The organism is Olleya sp. NP1-10 (genome assembly GCF_055804415.1).
Genome location: NZ_CM147840.1, coordinates 3,182,949 through 3,200,648, shown reverse-complemented (window position 1 = coordinate 3,200,648; position 17,700 = coordinate 3,182,949). Strand labels below are relative to the sequence as shown.

Here is a 17,700-nt window from a genome sequence, read left to right as displayed (position 1 = left end):
TTTTTATATTCTGCTTTAACATACGTTTCTTGATCTACATAACTATTTTGTTTTTTCTCGATCCAAACCCCTCTTTTAAATGATTTTTGACTAAGCCTTCTTCTTCTTCTTCTTCTGTTTTATGAAGCCCCTCTTTATTGTAATAAGAAACTAAATGACCACATTTTGTTATTATAAAACTATTAATTCTACCTATAAAAGTACTAGAAAGTTCTTCGTCTTCCTCAGCTACTTCGCTGAATATTCTTGTGTGTATAATGTAGTCTTTACTTATGAACCAATATTTTGAAGAAGAACTTAAATCTCCAAAATCAATATATCCGATATTATATCGTCTTATAAGCTTTTTGTTTTTACTTAAAGCTAAACAATATTGAACATCCAAATTATTTTCTCTATGACATTTTTTTGTAACCTTTTCTATAGAAATCTCAAAATCATGAATTTTAGGTAGTTTAGTTAAAAGTTCAAAATACTTAGTATTCGAGTCATCAACTAACTCAGCAGATTCAAAATATTCATGTAATATTCCTCTCTCTGACTTATAACAGGTTGAAGTTTTTAAGTTGCTTATGCTATCATAAGTGACGTAAATTGAATTTAATAAGGAATTATAATGCTTATTGTTATTACTTGTACCTCCTTTTGGGAAATTAAATACAAGAAATTTACTTCCTATTGGTAACTGGGTAATAGAATCATCTTGTTTTATACTTTTAAATCCTTCTCTATTTATTGATATTGACGTAGGTAGATTTACCTGAGTTTCCTTTTTATGTAATGTACTTTTTTTATTACAAGAAAGAAATAATATTATTGTAAAAAATATAGCTACTTTCATTTACTTATAGTTAGGTTTAAAATTAACAATTCCATTTTTTGGAGCACCTCCACAATGTAAATGTGAGTCATGTAAAGAACCATAATCACGCGATGAATGGTTTTTTAATCCATTTAAATAAGAAGTACTGCCTACAATTTGGAGTACTACTCCTAAAACTTTATCATTATAATGTGAGAGAAGTGAAAGTCTTCATTTTTTTTATCCTTAAGCATTTGTTTATCTTCAGGCGTGTTAAATACTATGGTCTCTTTTTCTCTTTTTACATATGCATAGATTTGATCTTTAACGTCTGTAAGTTTTATTTTTTACCTCCTTCATTTTGTATATTGTATTTATTGATGATTTTAGAAAACACATATTTAACATTTTTTTCTTAGGAAAACTCAACCTTAACATGTAATGGTATATGGTTGTATTTATTGGATATTCCTTTTCTTTCGGTACGCAATGAGCCCATGTGTCATTTATCCAAATTTGCCCAGGCAAGTTCCTGCCTTAAAATCTAACATGTAATAAGGTTCTTTGACCATATTGATTTATGTTTTTGTTTAATAATTATTCTGTTAAAATGCTAATATATTCATCACCTTTTTCTGTTTGATCCTTTATATAATCCTGGTAAGTAAAGTTTTCAGGTTTGTCATTAAATTCTTTAAATTTAAGGTATAATCTCCATTTAGAAAACGACGGTAATCCTATTGCTCTTTCATAAAAATAGGGGTTATTATTGTCTACAACATATAGCCAACATTCTTTACCATGTTCTTGCATAGAAATATGTAACAAAAAGCTGCGATTATTAATTTTATCTTCCCATAATTTTCCGTCGTAATTACCTTCTTTTCGATCTTCTACTTTCTGGTAACTAGTAAAATTAGGCTTACCTAAAAAATCATCTAAAGCTTTAATTAGTTGGTTGCTTTTTTCTGTTTGATAAGTGAATAATTCATACATAGCAATAATACTGTTTTTTTTAGCAAAACCAAATTTTACTGAATTTTTCAGATAATTATCCTCTTCATTAAAAAAAACATACAGGTTAACACCATTAAAATTCATTAGTTCTTTTGATGTTGTTTTAAGACTACCATTATCTAAACCATAATGATTCATACTATTCCTATTTATTTTAATATTTGGGCTTACTATAGAGTCAATATGTTTACCTAGTATGTCTTTACTTAAATCAATAGAGTCTTCGTTTTGAGAGTTACAACTTGTTAGCATCATTAATACTAGAATTTTACTAAATAATATTATTTTATTTTTCATTTTATATTATGTTTATTTTAATTATGATGAAATTAATGGTAATGATACTTTTCCTCCTGCTATTTCCTCAAGAATATCAAAAGGGTCAACCAATCGTTCTTTATATTCTATATCTGCTAATTTTTTATCTTTATTAAAGCTAAACCATGACGTTCTAATTTTTATACCGACTTCGGCTTTAATAATGGCTTCAACTTGAATCCCGTCAAACAGCATTTTAGGCTCGTAATTTAGAGATCCCCCATGAGATTTACCAACATAGTTTAATTTATGGCCAAAAGTAATTGATCCTTCTCCTTTTACTTTAATACTAGTATTTATACAAAATTTAGTTTTTAAGTTTGATATATTTTATGTTTTTAACTTCTGATTTTTTACTAAAAACAGAAAAACTATCTAAATATTTAGATAGTTTTTGTTTGATACTATTTGTGTGTCTTACACGTTTTATTAGTGAGTGATATATAGCTTTTCTATATTATTTCAAACTGCTTAGTCTCTTTAGACCAATAAAACTCTATGTCTAGCATAATTTGTTCTTCTTCTTTTATATTTCCAAAACTTAGAGCCGGATTTCCATTTAATCGTTTTAATGAAACTTTTTTACCATAAGCAGATGTTATCATTACCGTGTTTTCAGGGAACTGGACAACATTAAAACCATTTTCAAAGTCTTTTTTTAACCCCTCAAAACGAGCTTCAGATTCTTTTTCAGACAGATACATACATACTTTCATGTTATATTCTCTTGCAGAAATAAGATCTTTATAAAGATTATATTTTTTACTTTGTATTATATTAATAATACGTTTATAAGCATTTCGAAGGTGTTCTTCTGCGTCCTTGACTTTATCAATGTTTTTTCCGTTTTCCCATAAGGTTTTCATTTGATACGGAACAATAGCGTTATATAATTTGGTACTTGTAATAAGTAGCTTTTGTTCATCTTTTTCTAAACGCTTGGATTTAAAACTCCCTAAAGTTTCTATATCTTTAAACCCATTATAAACATCGACCAAAACAACGGAATAATTAAAATAACACCCTTCATCTAAACTAAATGTGCCGGTATTTGGCAACAACTTTATAGTAACTTCAAACGGTCCTGTTTTAGATATACCTGTATTTATAGGAATACGAGTAGATACGCCTCCTTTAATATCCATTGTCATTATTATGTTGTCATTTACTCTAATTTCAAACAGGCAAGTTCCTGCCTTAAAATCTAACATGTAATAAGGTTCTTTGACCATATTGATTTATACTTTTGTTTAATAATTATTCTGTTAAAATGCTAATATATTCGTCACCTTTATCTGTTTGATCTTTTATATAATCCTGGTAAGTAAAGTTTTCAGGTTTATCATTAAATTCTTTAAATTTAAGGTATAATCTCCATTTAGAAAACGACGGTAATCCTATTGCTCTTTCATAAAAATAGGGGGTATTATTGTCTACAACATATAGCCAACATTCTTTACCATGTTTTTGCATAGAAATATGTAACAAAAAGCTACGATTATTAATTTTATCTTCCCATAGTTTTCCGTCATAATTTCCTTCTTTACGATCTGTTACTTTCTGATAACTAGTAAAATTGGGCTTACCTAAAAAATCATCTAAAGCTTTAATTAGTTGGTTGCTTTTTTCTGTTTGATAGGTTTTTATTTCATACATAGTAATAATACTGTCTTTTTTAGCAAAAGCAAATTCAACATAATTTTTTCGAAAATTTGAATCTTCATCAAAATAGCCATATAGACTAAGACCATTAAAGCTCAATATTTCTTTTGATGCCGTTTTAAGGCTACTATTATCTAAACCATAGTCACCAATCAAAATATTTTTATTTATTTCAATATTTGGGCTTACTATAGAATCAATGTGTTTACCTAGTATCTCTTTACTTAAATCAATAGAGTCTTCGTTTTGAGAGTTACAACTTGTTAGCATCATTAATACTAGAATTTTACTAAATAATATTATTTTATTTTTCATTTTATATTATGTTTATTTTAATTATGATGAAATTAATGGTAATGATACTTTTCCTCCTGCTATTTCCTCAAGAATATCAAAAGGGTCAACCAATCGTTCTTTATATTCTATATCTGCTAATTTTTTATCTTTATTAAAACTAAACCATGATGTTCTAATTTTCATACCGACTTCGGCTTTAATAATGGCTTCAACTTGAATCCCGTCAAACTGCATTTTAGGCTCGTAATTTAGAGATCCTCCATGAGATTTACCAACATAGTTTAATTTATGGCCAAAAGTAATTGATCCTTCTCCTTTTACTTTAATGCTTCCATTTGCGTAAAACTCAGCTATTATTACTACCAACTTTGCTTTAACAGTTAAGCCAGCAGTAAGTACAATACCTACTTTAGTATCTATAGCTAGGCTTGCTTTATTAGGTGCAGCTGTGTGATGTGTTAACGATGTGTTAGCACTAATCTCTCCAAACACTTCTAAATCCATATACATGTCTATGTTTACTGGATTCTTTTCATCGGAAAGCCATTCTTTCACTTCTTTTAATAAACCTTTTGCTGCCAGGTTTCCTGCGCCACCAGTTGTGGCAGCAAGAGTTCCTTGAACAATAATATCTAGTAAATCTATTACAATTGCCAGTTTTATAAGTGGAGCTGCAACAACTTTTAGTACTATTTTTGTACCAAGATTTGGAGCTGGTTTATCGTCTGTTATTCCTCTAGCGCATTGCCATTCTGCTCCTAAATATAAGCTAGGTCCATCCATTACAACTGAAAAAGGCATATCTCGTCCTATACGACTTTTAACAATTTTACCTTTAGTTTGACCCGTAATGTATTTAGAAGCTTCTTTTAGTTTAGAAAAAATACTATAAAGTTGTTTTATTTTGCCCTCAAACTCTTTTTCTATTTTAAAGTTGTCCTCGTAATTGTCTTTATTAATTTTATTCCAATAGGCTTTAACAGCTACTTGTAATTTTACATCAGTTTGTTTCCATCTTTTTTCTGCCCCAATTTTACCAGCTTCACTTTGCATTTCTTTATGCTTTTTGGCTGATAAATTAGCCCATTTAACGCCAGCTTTATTATTTAAGTCTAATAAAAAATCAAAACTCCATTTAATATCTGGAAATACTTTAACATATATTGTTTCTCTGTCTTTATAAAAATAGTATCTGCACGTGTGTATATGGTACTTATAAATATTAGGAGCAACACTGTGTGGCCATATAAAATCTAAAGGAGCAATACTGATTTGAGAAGTTGGACTATATAACCTTTTTACGATATCACTAGTACCAGGTTTTTTAACTGTCTTTTCGTTGTGGTTAAAAATACTTACCTCGTTGGTGTGTTCAAGATTTGTACCTCTTTTAAAGCAATGATCAGTACTTTCTAGCCCGTCAATTTTTAAAGTGACATATTTTTTTGCTTTTTTTGCTGTATAATCAGGAGCAAAAGTTTCATAAGTAATAGCTTGACTATCTCCACCAGATATTTTAAAACTTATAGTAACTCTTCGGTTTTTTTCATGTTGGCTTTCTGTTAATTCTTTTCCGTTATTCTTTTCTTTTGTAAGTAGTAATTGCCTTTTTCCATAACCTATGGCAGTTATACGATCTGCTCCAACACCATTTTTAATCAAATAATCTCGTGATGACCTTGCTCTTCTAATGGATAGGTCATCATTATACTTATGATCTTTTCTAATATCACAATGCGCTCCAATTTCAACAGGTATAAATGGATTGTTTTTTAAGAATTTAGCAAGCTGGTTAAGTACTAGAGTTGCATCTTGTCTTATGTAATCTTGATCTAGGTCAAAATTAATGGTCCTAGAAACTGCAAATTTTTTCATTGGAGATTCACCAGCAACACCTAATTTTTTTTCGTCAAAAAGAACTATAGATTTGCTATCGTCAACAAAGCTCATTTTTTTAAAACGACAAGTTTCATAACGCTCTATGTTTATTTGGTTTTGTCCTAATTTTAGAGGACGAGCAGTTTCAGCTAGTTTTACGGTTTTACTAGAAGTTTGAAACTTAAAAACTAAATCTTTTGTTTTATTTCCAATATAGGTGTCTGATCCTTTTAATTTTATTTTTGCATAATACTCTTCAGTACTATCTTCAAGCCATCCATGATATTTTTTCCAGTTATAGGTGTCTCTTATTTGCAAATTAACCTGTCCATTGATACATTGTGTTGAGTATTTTTTTGGTAAAGGATAGTCGTCTCCTTTTTCTAGGTGAAATATTTCTACTTGAAGATACACACCGTTACATCCTTCTAATTTAGCATTTAACCATATATTGTCACCAAATTTTAATTGATCAGATAAAGCACTACCTTCTTGTTTTTTACTCCATGTTGTGCTAAGTAGTTTTTTTGCAATATCCGTAGACTAAAACTTTAGCAGGAGATTGGTTTGTTGGAGTATTCATAAAGGCTTCTAAAGCCATATTTTGTGAGCCACAATATTTAGGTTCAATTTTTATTTCTACCATGTCACCTACTACAGATGTTTTATCGGAAGAAGAATACGGGCAATCTTGATCAGGTTGTGCTATCCATTTAGCTCTCCCTTTTCTATCATCAGGAGTGGCTTCAAAATAGAAAGCCTCAAAGATTTCTTTTTTATTGCCTCTTATAGCTATTCTTTTTTTAAAAGAGTAATTATCAAATTTCATCTCTTTTAAAGCTTTATAAAAATCTGCGTTTACAAATTGATCGATTTCAGTTTTATCAATTAATAAACCTACTTTTTCAACTCCAATTTTCGCCATAATTAATTGTTTTTAGAAATAATGGTTATACCGTCATCAAAAGGTTCTTGGTGTAACTCTCTTGTATCTACCATTGGATTTAATTGTGAATGAACATCGTTATTAGGTTCTTCAATATCGTCTCCCGTACCTTCTGCTGTTTGACCATGGTCTATAATACTAATGCATGGGCTACCTCCAATAGGGCACGTGGCTTTACTATCTTCTAGTAAAATTTTTCCTTGGTTACTTAAAATTACATTGTCATAAGCACCATCCCATTTACTTATTACTATTTGACAAGGTTTAAAACTACTACCTGTAGGTTGCATTTTACATTGACCAAAGGTGTTTTTTTCAAAGGTGGCACCTCCAATTTCCATTGTAGAGGCTAATAACTTTTGTGAGCCTCCACTATCATTAGCATAATTACGTGTCTGTGACAATACTTTTAATTTGTCAGGAAAATCTCCAAATTGACATTCACATAATGCACCTTGTACTACTGCGTGTTTTTCACTCATAATCTATTTATTAGATTTTTTAAAAAATCGAGACCAAAATCCGTTTTCTTCATTATTTTCTTCTTGAGGAGTTTCAATTTCTTTCAATTTGTCTAAAGAAAACATTTTTACAGTTATTTTTTTTGGTTCAACAAAATTAGTTTCAAAATAGGCTTCAATTCCTTGAATAATACCAGTTTCTTTATTTATACCATAAGTGATATCACATGTTCCTTTTAAAGGTTTTTCATCACTGTTAAGTGTTTTGTAATAAGGGAATTTTAATTCTTGCTCTAAATCTAAAGCACATCTTTGATCATTTATAGTTCCGTTTATTTTTACAAAATGTATTGGTCCAGAACTGTTTTCTTTTAATGTTTTCTTTGCTTCATAATGTACTAAACCTGCATTACCTGCAACATAATATTTGGGTTTATCAAAGACGTATCTAGAGTCTGTATACGACACATGTATTGGAGCAAAAAATAAGTGTAAAAACCAATCTTGTTTTATTTTTTTAAAAAAAGTTCGGAAATACTTAGAGTTTTATCATTTAATTTAATGTATTTATCAGTTACTTCTCCTTTGTAGTATTTTTTTAATTCCTTTTTTAAAACAATCCATCTGTCTTTAATTTCGTCAAAATTATTGACACTTTTTAAAGTTCCATTTCTATTACACTCTAATTCTAAGGGGTATATGACTTGACTTACCTTAGAAGTTAATTCATCCATACTGGATTCTGGAAATTTATCGTTTATGTATATATCGGTATTTCTATTTATTTGAAATATATTACTATTAGTATCGGATTTTCCTAAATACTTAATTTCTAATTTATATCTTAAACTATTTTTAGCATGATTATCTTCAAAAATAATCATACATCCATATCTAGAGTATAAGCCAATTGGGTCAAGATTTATTTTATTATTTTGAAGTGATTTTTTTATGGCTATATTTTCTTCCATATAATGTATTTAATTCAGGATGTACTAATATAATTTAACTTTCTCTGTGCTTTGAATATCTACAGTTTTTCCAGACGCTAAAGTCAGGTTTTTAGAATTACTACTAATTGTGATTTCTTCAGATACAGTTTCATTTTTTTCAGAACTAATGGATAGATTTTTTTCAATGACCACATTTGTGTTTTTGGTCATTACAATTAGATCTTCAGCAACACTTTTTGTCATGTCTTTACCTGCTGATAGCTCCATGTTTTCAGAAGCATTAATTCTTATGTTTTTAGCACTTAAAGTCATATTCTCTAACGCAGTGATTTCAATATTATTTTTTTCGGTATCTATTCTAAAAGTATTACTGTTTTTGTCTGTTATGGTAATACTTTCTGTTCCTTTACTGTCATTAAATTCAATTATGTGACCACTTCTTGTTTTTATAGCCTTAACATCATTAGAACTACTTTGAAAAGCTCCTGCTGTTGCACCACCATTATACAAACTACCTAACATGTAAGGGTGTTCTGCATTATTACCTTCAAAACCAATAAGCACTTCTTCACTTATTTCTGGTATAAAATGAAATCCTTTATCACCACCTGCGTGAGGGGTTACAATACGTATCCAAGGTGTCATTTCTCCGGTTATTTTCTGCCAAGGCATTTGCACACGTATACGACCTAAGCCTTCTGGATCTGCATTTTCCATAACCGTAGCAGTTTGTGTACCACTTTTAGGAAATGCATTAATATTGGTATTAGGATAGGCGTCAAAATCTGCAGTAACAGCTTCAAATCTATTTTCGTAATCACCATTTTCACTATTACTGTGTGTAATACTTATAACTCTATAATTAGCGCCTTCTACCTTGACTATATTTCCTAATTTAACGCCTGGATTATCACTAATACCATTAAGTTTTACCTGCTGCATTTCGATAGCTTTTTTCTGCAACTCGATACTATAATCTAATCTTTGTTTTGCTTGTGGATCATTATATAAGTTATGCCATACTTTTGTTTCCTTATTATAAATACTATTAGATTTACTAGATACAAAACCACTGTAACCACTGGCACCAGAACTAATATCTTTAGCATCTTTTTCGTGTACATCGTTTAATAAGTAATCATTAGCATAAAATTTATAATTATTTGATTGTGGCGTAAGGTTTAGGTTATATTCTTTAAGATCAAAACCATAAGTTAATGCTAATTCTTCTGTTTCCGGAGCTCCAAAGATTAATTTTGAACCATTATAATAAAACCACTCGCCATATTGCGCAGCTAAACGACTAGCGTAATTGTAAGCGCTTTCTCCGTTTTGAACAGAGTAGTGTAGGGTAGCGGTGTTATTAGGTTGTATTTGAACTTCTAATTTAGATCTGTCATAGTCACTAAAGGTGCGGTCTAGTATTTCAGCTAAAGATAAATCGTTGTAAGAGGCATAATGAGGTCCATCGTCTGCTATAAAGGTTGGACTTAAAGCTGTAATGACAACTTCGTCGCCAGAACTTGCTTCGTGCCCTTTGATAGTTGTTATTTGTGAGACAATCCCTTTAAATTCTAAGGCTTCATAACCATTAAGAGCACCCAAAGCTGACGTTTGAATTGTTATGGTTTCTCCTAAGTAATTTTTACTAGATTCTCCAAGTGCTTGAGTTAAATTTTCTAAAACATCCATACGACAAACTAGCTCTAGTCTGTGATGAGAATCGATACTTTGATGTAATTGTATTGATTTAAACGCCGAAACCTCTGTTCCTGAGATAAATATAGTTGTGTTGCTTTGTAGTGCCATAGTCGTAATATTTGAGTTTAGAATTGAGCGCTTTTAGAATATCTATAAGCCTCAATGGGTAACCAATTATTTTTGTTTTTTTGTACCATACCATAATAAAGTCTTTTTGGTCTTTGGTTTCCCATTGCACCTCTTTAATTATGATTTTTCTATTATTAAATTCTTCTTTTGAAAAATGATTTTCTAAACCGCTTCTTATTCCCATTAAACGATATTCTCCGTATATAAATTCTCTGTTTAATAAAGTTAATTTACAATTTTTTAAAGCTTTTTTGTAATTAACTCTAGATAAAAAACTAACAGTTATTGAGTCATTTAAGCAGTAAAAAGTTGAATCGGTTGTTTTTACTAGTGCTACAGCTTCTGTAGTGATATTTCTATTTTTTTCTTACAAGAAAAAGCGCATAGTATTACCAATAAAACGATATGTGTCGTGGTTAATTTCATTGATTTAGAAAGCCTATAAAGTAAACGCCTGGAATAATTGTATTTAATTCTTTTTTTACGTCCTTAAGATAGCGTTGCCTTAATTCGTTACCAATATTCATTAACGCTTTAGTGTCATCGACCCACATGCTTATCCTTGTATTACCATACTCTTTTGAGTATTCGTCAGGTATTGATATGGTGTGTCCAAACTCATGTTTTAGAGTATTTTGATTAATATCTCCAGAAACACGTGTTTTAAGGTCTATACTGGCTAAATTAATAGTTTTTGCGTTTCGACTAACGTAAGACCTATAGCGCTGATGTGGTTTGACTTTTGTGACATTTGCTGTCCAGTGCTGGTTAGAGGTTACCCATTCTATGTCGAACTCTACTTTGAATTCTTTTTTATGTAAACTTTGATCTGTATTAGTACTCTCAACAAAAGTTTGAAATACATATTTGTCACCCCATTGATCCCAAATTATTTGATCTGCTTTATGATGCCAAGTTTTTTTCTAAATAATTCCAATCGGATATATCTTTAGAAATTGTTTTCCAAATGTATTTCCATTTTTGACGAATAACTATTGTTTTTCGGCTTGGTTCTATATAGATATCGTAAGCATCTGTTTTTTTTATGTAATTCATTTCAAAAAGTAGCGTTTAAGTAGTACCTGTAAATACAGTTAGGTGTGTGCACATTTTATTGCATACCCTATTTTTGCTTATGTTAATAAACAGTACTAGAATAGTTAACTATGCTATAGTTATACGTTGAAAACCTTAACTTTGGACTTGCAAAAATTAAATTTTAGCAGGCCAATTATTAGTATAGGTTGTTCCTTTTACGCTAATTTCTTTTGCTGAAATTATAACTCTTGTTTTTAAAGGTTGTGCACTAACAGCATCAAAATCTTCCATATAATCTAAGCAATATGCTTCATTAAATGTTATGGTTTTAAGGCTTGACATATTATCTCTTTTGTAAAAGATAATATCTCCATTTTTGGTCATGTTATGAGAAATCATCCATTCCAAAAAGTCTGTTTTGTTAGTCGATTCGATTAAGAGTGTTATTTGTCCTCCACGAGGTTTTTGAGATGGTCGACCTGTAGTATCAGCGCCTTGATGAAAACCAAAGGAGCATTCTAATACATTCATTTCGTTATCATCAATATTAAGTTTTGCTAAAAATGACATTATGAATAGGTTTAAAAAATGAGAATAAAGAAATAAAGGGAGTGCATAAGCAACTCCCTTTAAATTTATAAATTATTAATAACGGGAGTTGTTATACCCAGTCATTAAGATGTTCTCCGTTACCTATTCCAATACCTTTAGCAGATATTACAAAAGATTCTGACATTGGGTTTTTACCTGTAGAGTCAAAGTTTTCTAGATACTTAACCATGTATCCTTCAGTAAACTTTAATTCTTTAGAAGTAGACTCGCTATCTCTTTTTAAGAATACGATAGATCCGTCTCTACGCTCAAAGTTATTAAACATCCAGTCAGAAAGACTTGTGTCTGCAGTAGACTCAACAGTTAATTTGATTTTTCCTCCTCTAGTAATAGAAGAAGGTCTTCCTGTTGCATCCGTTTCTTGGTGTAATTCGTAAGATGAATTTAATACGTTGTACTCTTGTCCTCCTACTTTAAGTTTTGCTTTAAAAGCCATAATAATAAATATTTAATTAATAAAAAAAGTTTAAAAGCCATTAGTGGCATAGCCTAAAATTATAAAACGTAATTGAATACACCTCTCTTTTTTCGTTAAAAAGTTTTTTTATTCGATTAAGTGTGTTTTATATTGTTTGTTTCTAAATTTATAGTGCTGTTGTTTAGAAGATTATCTTACTTTGAATTGATTTGTTTATTGTGAAGTTGAAAATAATATTTTATACTATCAAGTTAAAAGCGGAGGAAGGGGGAATTTAATTGTATTTTTTTATTAATAAAAAAAGGGATGCCAAAGCATCCCTTTTTATTTTGTTAACTATACTAAGTTGGTTTATACCCACTCATTAAGGTGTTCTCCATTACCAATACCAATACCTTTTGCAGATATTACAAAAGTTTCAGCCATTGGGTTTCTGCCTGTAGAATCAAAAGTTTCACGGTATTTAACCATATAACCTTCTGTAAATTTTAATTCTTTTGAAGTAGACTCGCTATCTCTTTTTAAATATACTATAGATCCATCTCTACGCTCAAAATTATTAAACATCCAATCAGAAAGGCTAACGTCTGCAGTAGACTCTACTGTTAATTTAATTTTACCTCCTCTTGTTACAGAAGATGGTCTTCCTGTTGCGTCTGTTTCTTGGTGTAATTCGTAAGAACAATTTAATACGTTGTATTCTTGACCTCCTACTTTAAGTTTTGCTTTAAAAGCCATAAAAAATATTTGAAAAATTAATTGCCATTATCGGCATTTTTATAAGTTACTGATTATGTTGAGTGAATAAGATTTAAATAGGTAAACAGTAATAATATCTGTTTAAGTGTGTTTTTTTTGTTTAATATTCAAAAATATTAAAAACGATCTAAATGTTTAGATCGTTTTAATTTTACTTTAAATAGTACTATTTACAAACGAGTGCTAGTTGGGGATTTGTAAACAGTATTAATGTTTTTTTGAAATTGTCTTGATGTTTTATTATCGCGATACTTTGTATTAAGTTTTATACGCAGCTATGTTTTTGATAATTAATTAATAACAACAACAACCTAATATAAAATCTGTTAGGGTTTTTATAAGTAGGCTGGCATTAGGTATAGATTATATGCGGTTTGACGCTATATGTTTAAATTACTTTGTTATGCATTACGCTAAGTTATAAATGGTTTACTTGATTTATACTATAAGCTTGCTATAAGTATGTTATAACCATGCTATAACCACGCTATAACCTATTTTGAAAAACGCTTTAACGTACTGTTTGTTAGTGATTTATAGTGGTCTTTGGTTTTGTGGTAAAATAGATAAGAATTATCCCTTGTTATGGGTGATTTAAACGGTATGACTTTTATTATTTATGTGCAGTTTTAATGCCTGTAAATATAACCATGCTTGCAAAGCAATATATGATCGATTAGTAGCCAAAGGGAAGAGTAAAAAATTAGCATTAATAGCCGTTTGTAATAAGCTATTAAAACAGGCTTTTGCAATAGCAAAATCAGGACTAAGTTATGATAATAATTACAGAAGTACTTTATTAAAAAATTAATGAGTTTTTACTTGTTTTTTACCACAGTACTTTGTTGTGTGTAGTTATTATTCAAATTCTTTTTCGTTCCATTCGTCCTCAAAATAATCATTCAGCATAAATTTCCTTTGTTCAGGCGAAAATATTTCATTTTTTTCCATCAATCCAATTAAAGGGTCTTTATAATCTACATATTCAAATAAAACTCTTTTATGTCTTGGTAAATCCTCAAATTGATTTTTTAAGTCCAAATAATTTTGTTCTGTATCTTTAAGCAAATAATTTTTGAATAAATCAATACATTTTCGACATCTACTTTTTCCTCCATTCAGCTCGGTTATTGAGTCTTCAATTTCTTTTATAAAGTCTTCATCAGATTTTTCAGAAAGAAACTCTTTTGCATTTACAACACCAAAATTATGAATTCGTAATTCCGAATCTTTAGGTAGATTAATTCTTATCCAACCAGATTTTAATTTCTCTTTGAAAGTATTAAAATCCATCAATTCCCAACAGCGAATCATTCCGTCAGCAAATACAGTTATTTCGGTAAAAAAATACATTCCGTTTTTCACAATTCCATAAAAAACTTCTCCATATATTTTTTCTCCTTTTGATTCTCTGTATACTTTGTTTATCACGGTTTTCTTTAATTACACACAACGGTCTTGTATATGAAACGTAGCGTATAAATAGACGCTAAACTTTCGGATTATACACAAGCCGAATTTTTTAATTTTCTTTTTATCTTATTTTCTCAAAAAGCCAATTTAAAAAATTTGGCGGACTTTGCAAATACACAAAAACCTCACGGAAAACCTGTAATAACTATGTTTTATATACGTTGTTGTCAACTGGGTTTTCCGTCAGATTCTTAAATGACTTAATGAATTTTTGCAATTCAAGTTCTGTCTCTTTATTAATAATTTTTCCATTTTTGTCAACTTTCCCTTTTATTCCTTGAATCAAAAGTGCTGTTTCGTCTGTGAATTTCGTTTGAACAGTTTCCATTATTAATTTCAACTCTTCGTGTCCTTTTAATCCACTTGCGGAAGCTGTGATAAGTCCAATTGGTTTGTCAGAGAAAACAGTTGTCGATATACACCATTCAATCATATTTTTTAAACCACTTGGAATACTGAAAATATATTCAGGCGTACAAATAATAATTCCGTCTGCATTGGCAATTCTATTCCGCAAATCCGTAATTTTTTCAGGCACATTTTTGTCGGTCAGTTCAGTTTTGAAATGAGGAAGTTCTGTTAAATCATCTATTATCTCCAAATTGAATTCAGATTCACTAGATTTCGCTATCCATTTAAGAATAGATAGATTTGCTGAATCTTTGCTGGCACTTCCGCAAATTCCAATTATATTTTTATTTTCTGTCATTCAAATTGTGTTCGGATGTTTTTTCAGCTTGTTGCCAACGTTTCGGGTATGGTATCGTAGCATCCCGAAGGGTGCTATGCACTATACCCATTGTTAGCGATATTTATTTCGATTTTGACTTTATTTTCCGTTTTAAGAATAGGCTTGTTGCAATAGCAAAATCAGGACTAAGTTATGATAATAATTACAGAAGTACTTTATTAAAAAATTAATGAGTTTTTACTTGTTTTTTACCACAGTACTTTGTTGTGGGTAGTACTTTATTTTTTCGGTTCGTCTTTTTCTTTGGTTTCATATTTTTCAATTAGTTTAAGTCTGTCTTCTTTTGGTAATTCCTTTAATGCTCTTCTATTACTAATTGATGTTAATCTAATTTCATCAGCTTCTTCTTCAAGTTCCTCATATTCTTCTGGTGTAGCAAGTAATTTTATATCATTCCCTTTTACTATATGCTCTGAAAGAATATCTGCAACATCTTTTACTTTAGCTTTTATAGCTGTTTCGTCAATTCCGTTGTCTTCTTTTTTTGCGATTTTATGTTGTTCTAATATTTTTGCTTCTATTGCTTTATGTATATTCTCAAGCATTTCATTTTCTCTTTTCTTTTCTTGATCAATGAGAATTTTATTTCCAAAATAAGTTGCAATTATTTCTTTAGCTTTCGTTTTGTAAAGTAAATATCCTCCAAAAACTTTAAAACCTAATTTTATTAACTCAACTAAATCAAGTGCAATATCTAAATCGATATTTACTAATACATCAATAGAGCCATTTTGAACCTCTACAATTTCTATATCTTTTGGTGCTTCGCTTTTTAAAAGTTGATGATAAATCAATAAAGTCCTATTCCATTTATTTAATACTCTTGAAAATTCCTTTAAACTTTTAGTAGTTTTTAAGTCTTTGAATATTAATGAAATTACAGCGTATTCTTCTGAATTAATTTCTTGTTGTTCAAAGTCAGCATAATTTTTAAAAATAGTTTTAAGTCGATTAAGTTCAGTATGATTTTCCTCAATTTGAGATTGAAGTGAATTTAAGAGTCTATTTAATTTGCTAAAATATAGGGGAGTTTCTAATTCGTTATCATCGAGAATTTCATTTAACTTATCCAAATGGTTAGTTTCAGTAAATGGTCTTTTAGATTCTGTTGGAAGAACAGATTCCAGAGATTCTGGTAAATCAGATTCATAAATCATGTTTAGATATGCTTGTATCTTTTTTGCTATATCTTGAAAAAGTTGAAGATTTTGTCTGTTTTGTTGTGGTGCAATACTTTCTTTAAATCCTGTAACATCTCTTTTAAAACCACTTTCAACTACAAGTTTTTCAAAAAGGTTAATTTTTTCTAATAATGATTGTATGTTCATAAATTTTCTTTTTTCGTATTACCCACAACGGTCTCGTATAACTGTCAGTTACGGGTTAATATGCGTTAATTTTCGGTTTAGTACAGGCTTTAGCAATTCCGATTGGATTCGGACGTAGTCGAATCCGCCGTAATTGCGGTTATACATTGTTGGCAAATCGTTTTTTTATCTTTTATTCCTAGTTTTTTTATCTGGAAATCCATCTGCTGGTTCTATTTTAGTAACAAGATTTACTTCTGGAAAATATTTTTTCATTAAATGTCTTAGTGGAACTTTAGTCTTTTTATTTTCCTTAAACATTTCCTGTAATTTTTTTTCGTCCATTGTCATTCCTTCAGGCATTGATGCCATAGTTTGACTGTTAAAAGTTGCTGTCTCCATATTTTCAGAAGCAACCATTAATTCGTCCATTTCTTTGAGTAATTCCTTATCTTCAATAACAGACATTCCTGGTGCCTGACTGTGTCCAAATTGTATCATATCACTAGCTTCGTCCATTAGTTTAATGTCAATTAGGTCATATTTTGAAAAAGGAATATGAAAATCATTGAATCTTATGAATGGTCTTTCATCAATCAGCATTTGAATATGAAAATGAGGGAAGTCCGCATTTTTTGAATTAGAGTGACCTTCTAAATCTGTTTTTCCATAATGCAACGACCACTCAATATTTTTATATTTTATTGTTACTTCTCGTAATTTGCTTTTGGAAGTTTCACTTTCCAAATCATTGATGTTCTTTATGAAGTTTTCAGTTGTTGCAACCCAACGTAAATAACTTTCTAGTTTAAAAAAACCAATTGGTTCGGATAGATAGTTTTTAAAGTCTCTTTTTCTAATTCCGTTAGGTCTTAAAAACCAGTGAAAGCAAGGCTCATCAGGATAGAATATTTCTAATTTATTTCCACATAAAAAACAACAGGATTTTGAAAATGCGTCTTTAAATTCCGCGAACATTTTTTTGTTTTCCTCAATTTGTTCTTGGTTTTTCTTTTCCACATATTCAGGCGGAAGACTTGCTATGTAGTCTTTTAATTCTTTCGTGTTATGTGGGTTTATCTTTTTCAATTACGTTTTGTGAAAATGTTTGCCAACTAGTTATATGACAACTAATATAGTTGTTTTGGGGTTATATTTTCCGTTATGACAACTTTTAG

General features: G+C 29.8%; 19 protein-coding genes and 1 pseudogene. 1 reads left to right on the top strand and 19 read right to left on the bottom strand.

The genetic code is table 11. The features are described 5' to 3' along the window. Positions 1 to 34: 34 nt before the first annotated feature. The 15 genes from AC0L4B_RS15070 to tssD (AC0L4B_RS15000) form a co-directional block, all read right to left on the bottom strand. Positions 35 to 841 carry a hypothetical protein gene (locus AC0L4B_RS15070; protein WP_473437654.1) on the bottom strand — a complete coding sequence of 269 codons (807 nt, stop codon included), beginning with the start codon at positions 839 to 841 and terminating at the stop codon, positions 35 to 37. A 558-nt stretch (positions 842 to 1,399) separates the two neighbouring features. Then, positions 1,400 to 2,116 carry a hypothetical protein gene (locus tag AC0L4B_RS15065; RefSeq protein WP_473437653.1) on the bottom strand — a complete coding sequence of 239 codons (717 nt, stop codon included), beginning with the start codon at positions 2,114 to 2,116 and terminating at the stop codon, positions 1,400 to 1,402. Positions 2,117 to 2,137: 21 nt separating this feature from the next. Beyond that, the gene (locus AC0L4B_RS15060; RefSeq protein ID WP_473437652.1) at positions 2,138 to 2,332 is read right to left on the bottom strand and encodes a hypothetical protein; all 195 of its coding nucleotides are present in this window, start codon (positions 2,330 to 2,332) and stop codon (positions 2,138 to 2,140) included. 257 nt (positions 2,333 to 2,589) lie between these two features. Further along, a complete protein-coding gene (locus AC0L4B_RS15055) occupies positions 2,590 to 3,348 on the bottom strand; it encodes a hypothetical protein (RefSeq protein ID WP_473437651.1) in 759 nt (252 codons plus the stop codon). A 46-nt stretch (positions 3,349 to 3,394) separates the two neighbouring features. Next, positions 3,395 to 4,114 (bottom strand): hypothetical protein, encoded by a 720-nt coding sequence (locus tag AC0L4B_RS15050; RefSeq protein WP_473437650.1) that lies wholly within the window; start codon positions 4,112 to 4,114, stop codon positions 3,395 to 3,397. 21 nt (positions 4,115 to 4,135) lie between these two features. Further along, positions 4,136 to 6,388: an OmpA family protein gene (locus AC0L4B_RS15045; RefSeq protein ID WP_473437649.1), complete on the bottom strand. Its 2,253-nt coding sequence runs from the start codon at positions 6,386 to 6,388 to the stop codon at positions 4,136 to 4,138. 100 nt (positions 6,389 to 6,488) lie between these two features. Further along, a complete protein-coding gene (locus tag AC0L4B_RS15040; protein ID WP_473437648.1) occupies positions 6,489 to 6,899 on the bottom strand; it encodes a hypothetical protein in 411 nt (136 codons plus the stop codon). 2 nt (positions 6,900 to 6,901) lie between these two features. Continuing rightward, positions 6,902 to 7,402, bottom strand: a complete 501-nt coding sequence (locus AC0L4B_RS15035; protein WP_473437647.1) for a DUF4280 domain-containing protein — start codon at positions 7,400 to 7,402, stop codon at positions 6,902 to 6,904. Positions 7,403 to 7,405: 3 nt separating this feature from the next. Further along, on the bottom strand, positions 7,406 to 7,849 hold the full coding sequence (locus AC0L4B_RS15030; protein WP_473437646.1) for a hypothetical protein: 444 nt from the start codon (positions 7,847 to 7,849) through the stop codon (positions 7,406 to 7,408). Positions 7,850 to 7,890: 41 nt separating this feature from the next. Continuing rightward, positions 7,891 to 8,352 carry a hypothetical protein gene (locus AC0L4B_RS15025; protein WP_473437645.1) on the bottom strand — a complete coding sequence of 154 codons (462 nt, stop codon included), beginning with the start codon at positions 8,350 to 8,352 and terminating at the stop codon, positions 7,891 to 7,893. A 24-nt stretch (positions 8,353 to 8,376) separates the two neighbouring features. Next, on the bottom strand, positions 8,377 to 10,143 hold the full coding sequence (locus AC0L4B_RS15020) for a type VI secretion system Vgr family protein (protein ID WP_473437644.1): 1,767 nt from the start codon (positions 10,141 to 10,143) through the stop codon (positions 8,377 to 8,379). 924 nt (positions 10,144 to 11,067) lie between these two features. Further along, positions 11,068 to 11,220, bottom strand: a complete 153-nt coding sequence (locus AC0L4B_RS15015) for a hypothetical protein (protein WP_473437643.1) — start codon at positions 11,218 to 11,220, stop codon at positions 11,068 to 11,070. A gap of 156 nt (positions 11,221 to 11,376) precedes the next feature. Then, a complete protein-coding gene (gene tssD, locus AC0L4B_RS15010) occupies positions 11,377 to 11,772 on the bottom strand; it encodes a type VI secretion system tube protein TssD (RefSeq protein WP_473437637.1) in 396 nt (131 codons plus the stop codon). A gap of 91 nt (positions 11,773 to 11,863) precedes the next feature. Further along, complete coding sequence (gene tssD / locus AC0L4B_RS15005) at positions 11,864 to 12,250, bottom strand: type VI secretion system tube protein TssD (protein ID WP_473437642.1); 387 nt, start codon at positions 12,248 to 12,250, stop codon at positions 11,864 to 11,866. A gap of 333 nt (positions 12,251 to 12,583) precedes the next feature. Then, positions 12,584 to 12,970 carry a type VI secretion system tube protein TssD gene (gene tssD, locus AC0L4B_RS15000; protein WP_028291068.1) on the bottom strand — a complete coding sequence of 129 codons (387 nt, stop codon included), beginning with the start codon at positions 12,968 to 12,970 and terminating at the stop codon, positions 12,584 to 12,586. Between the two features lie 631 nt (positions 12,971 to 13,601). Between tssD (AC0L4B_RS15000) and AC0L4B_RS14995 the strand changes: the two are divergent. After that, positions 13,602 to 13,802 (top strand): annotated as a pseudogene (locus AC0L4B_RS14995) (IS110 family transposase); the annotation flags it as partial. Between the two features lie 47 nt (positions 13,803 to 13,849). On the opposite strand, the gene AC0L4B_RS14990 reads toward AC0L4B_RS14995, so the two are convergent. From AC0L4B_RS14990 to AC0L4B_RS14975, 4 genes are all read right to left on the bottom strand, one after another. Further along, positions 13,850 to 14,422 (bottom strand): DUF7638 domain-containing protein, encoded by a 573-nt coding sequence (locus tag AC0L4B_RS14990; RefSeq protein WP_473437641.1) that lies wholly within the window; start codon positions 14,420 to 14,422, stop codon positions 13,850 to 13,852. A gap of 187 nt (positions 14,423 to 14,609) precedes the next feature. Further along, a complete protein-coding gene (locus tag AC0L4B_RS14985) occupies positions 14,610 to 15,173 on the bottom strand; it encodes an NADPH-dependent FMN reductase (protein WP_473437640.1) in 564 nt (187 codons plus the stop codon). Between the two features lie 260 nt (positions 15,174 to 15,433). Next, positions 15,434 to 16,543, bottom strand: coding sequence for a hypothetical protein (locus tag AC0L4B_RS14980; RefSeq protein WP_473437639.1), 1,110 nt, complete (start codon positions 16,541 to 16,543; stop codon positions 15,434 to 15,436). Positions 16,544 to 16,708: 165 nt separating this feature from the next. Beyond that, complete coding sequence (locus AC0L4B_RS14975; protein ID WP_473437638.1) at positions 16,709 to 17,611, bottom strand: hypothetical protein; 903 nt, start codon at positions 17,609 to 17,611, stop codon at positions 16,709 to 16,711. Positions 17,612 to 17,700: the final 89 nt, after the last annotated feature.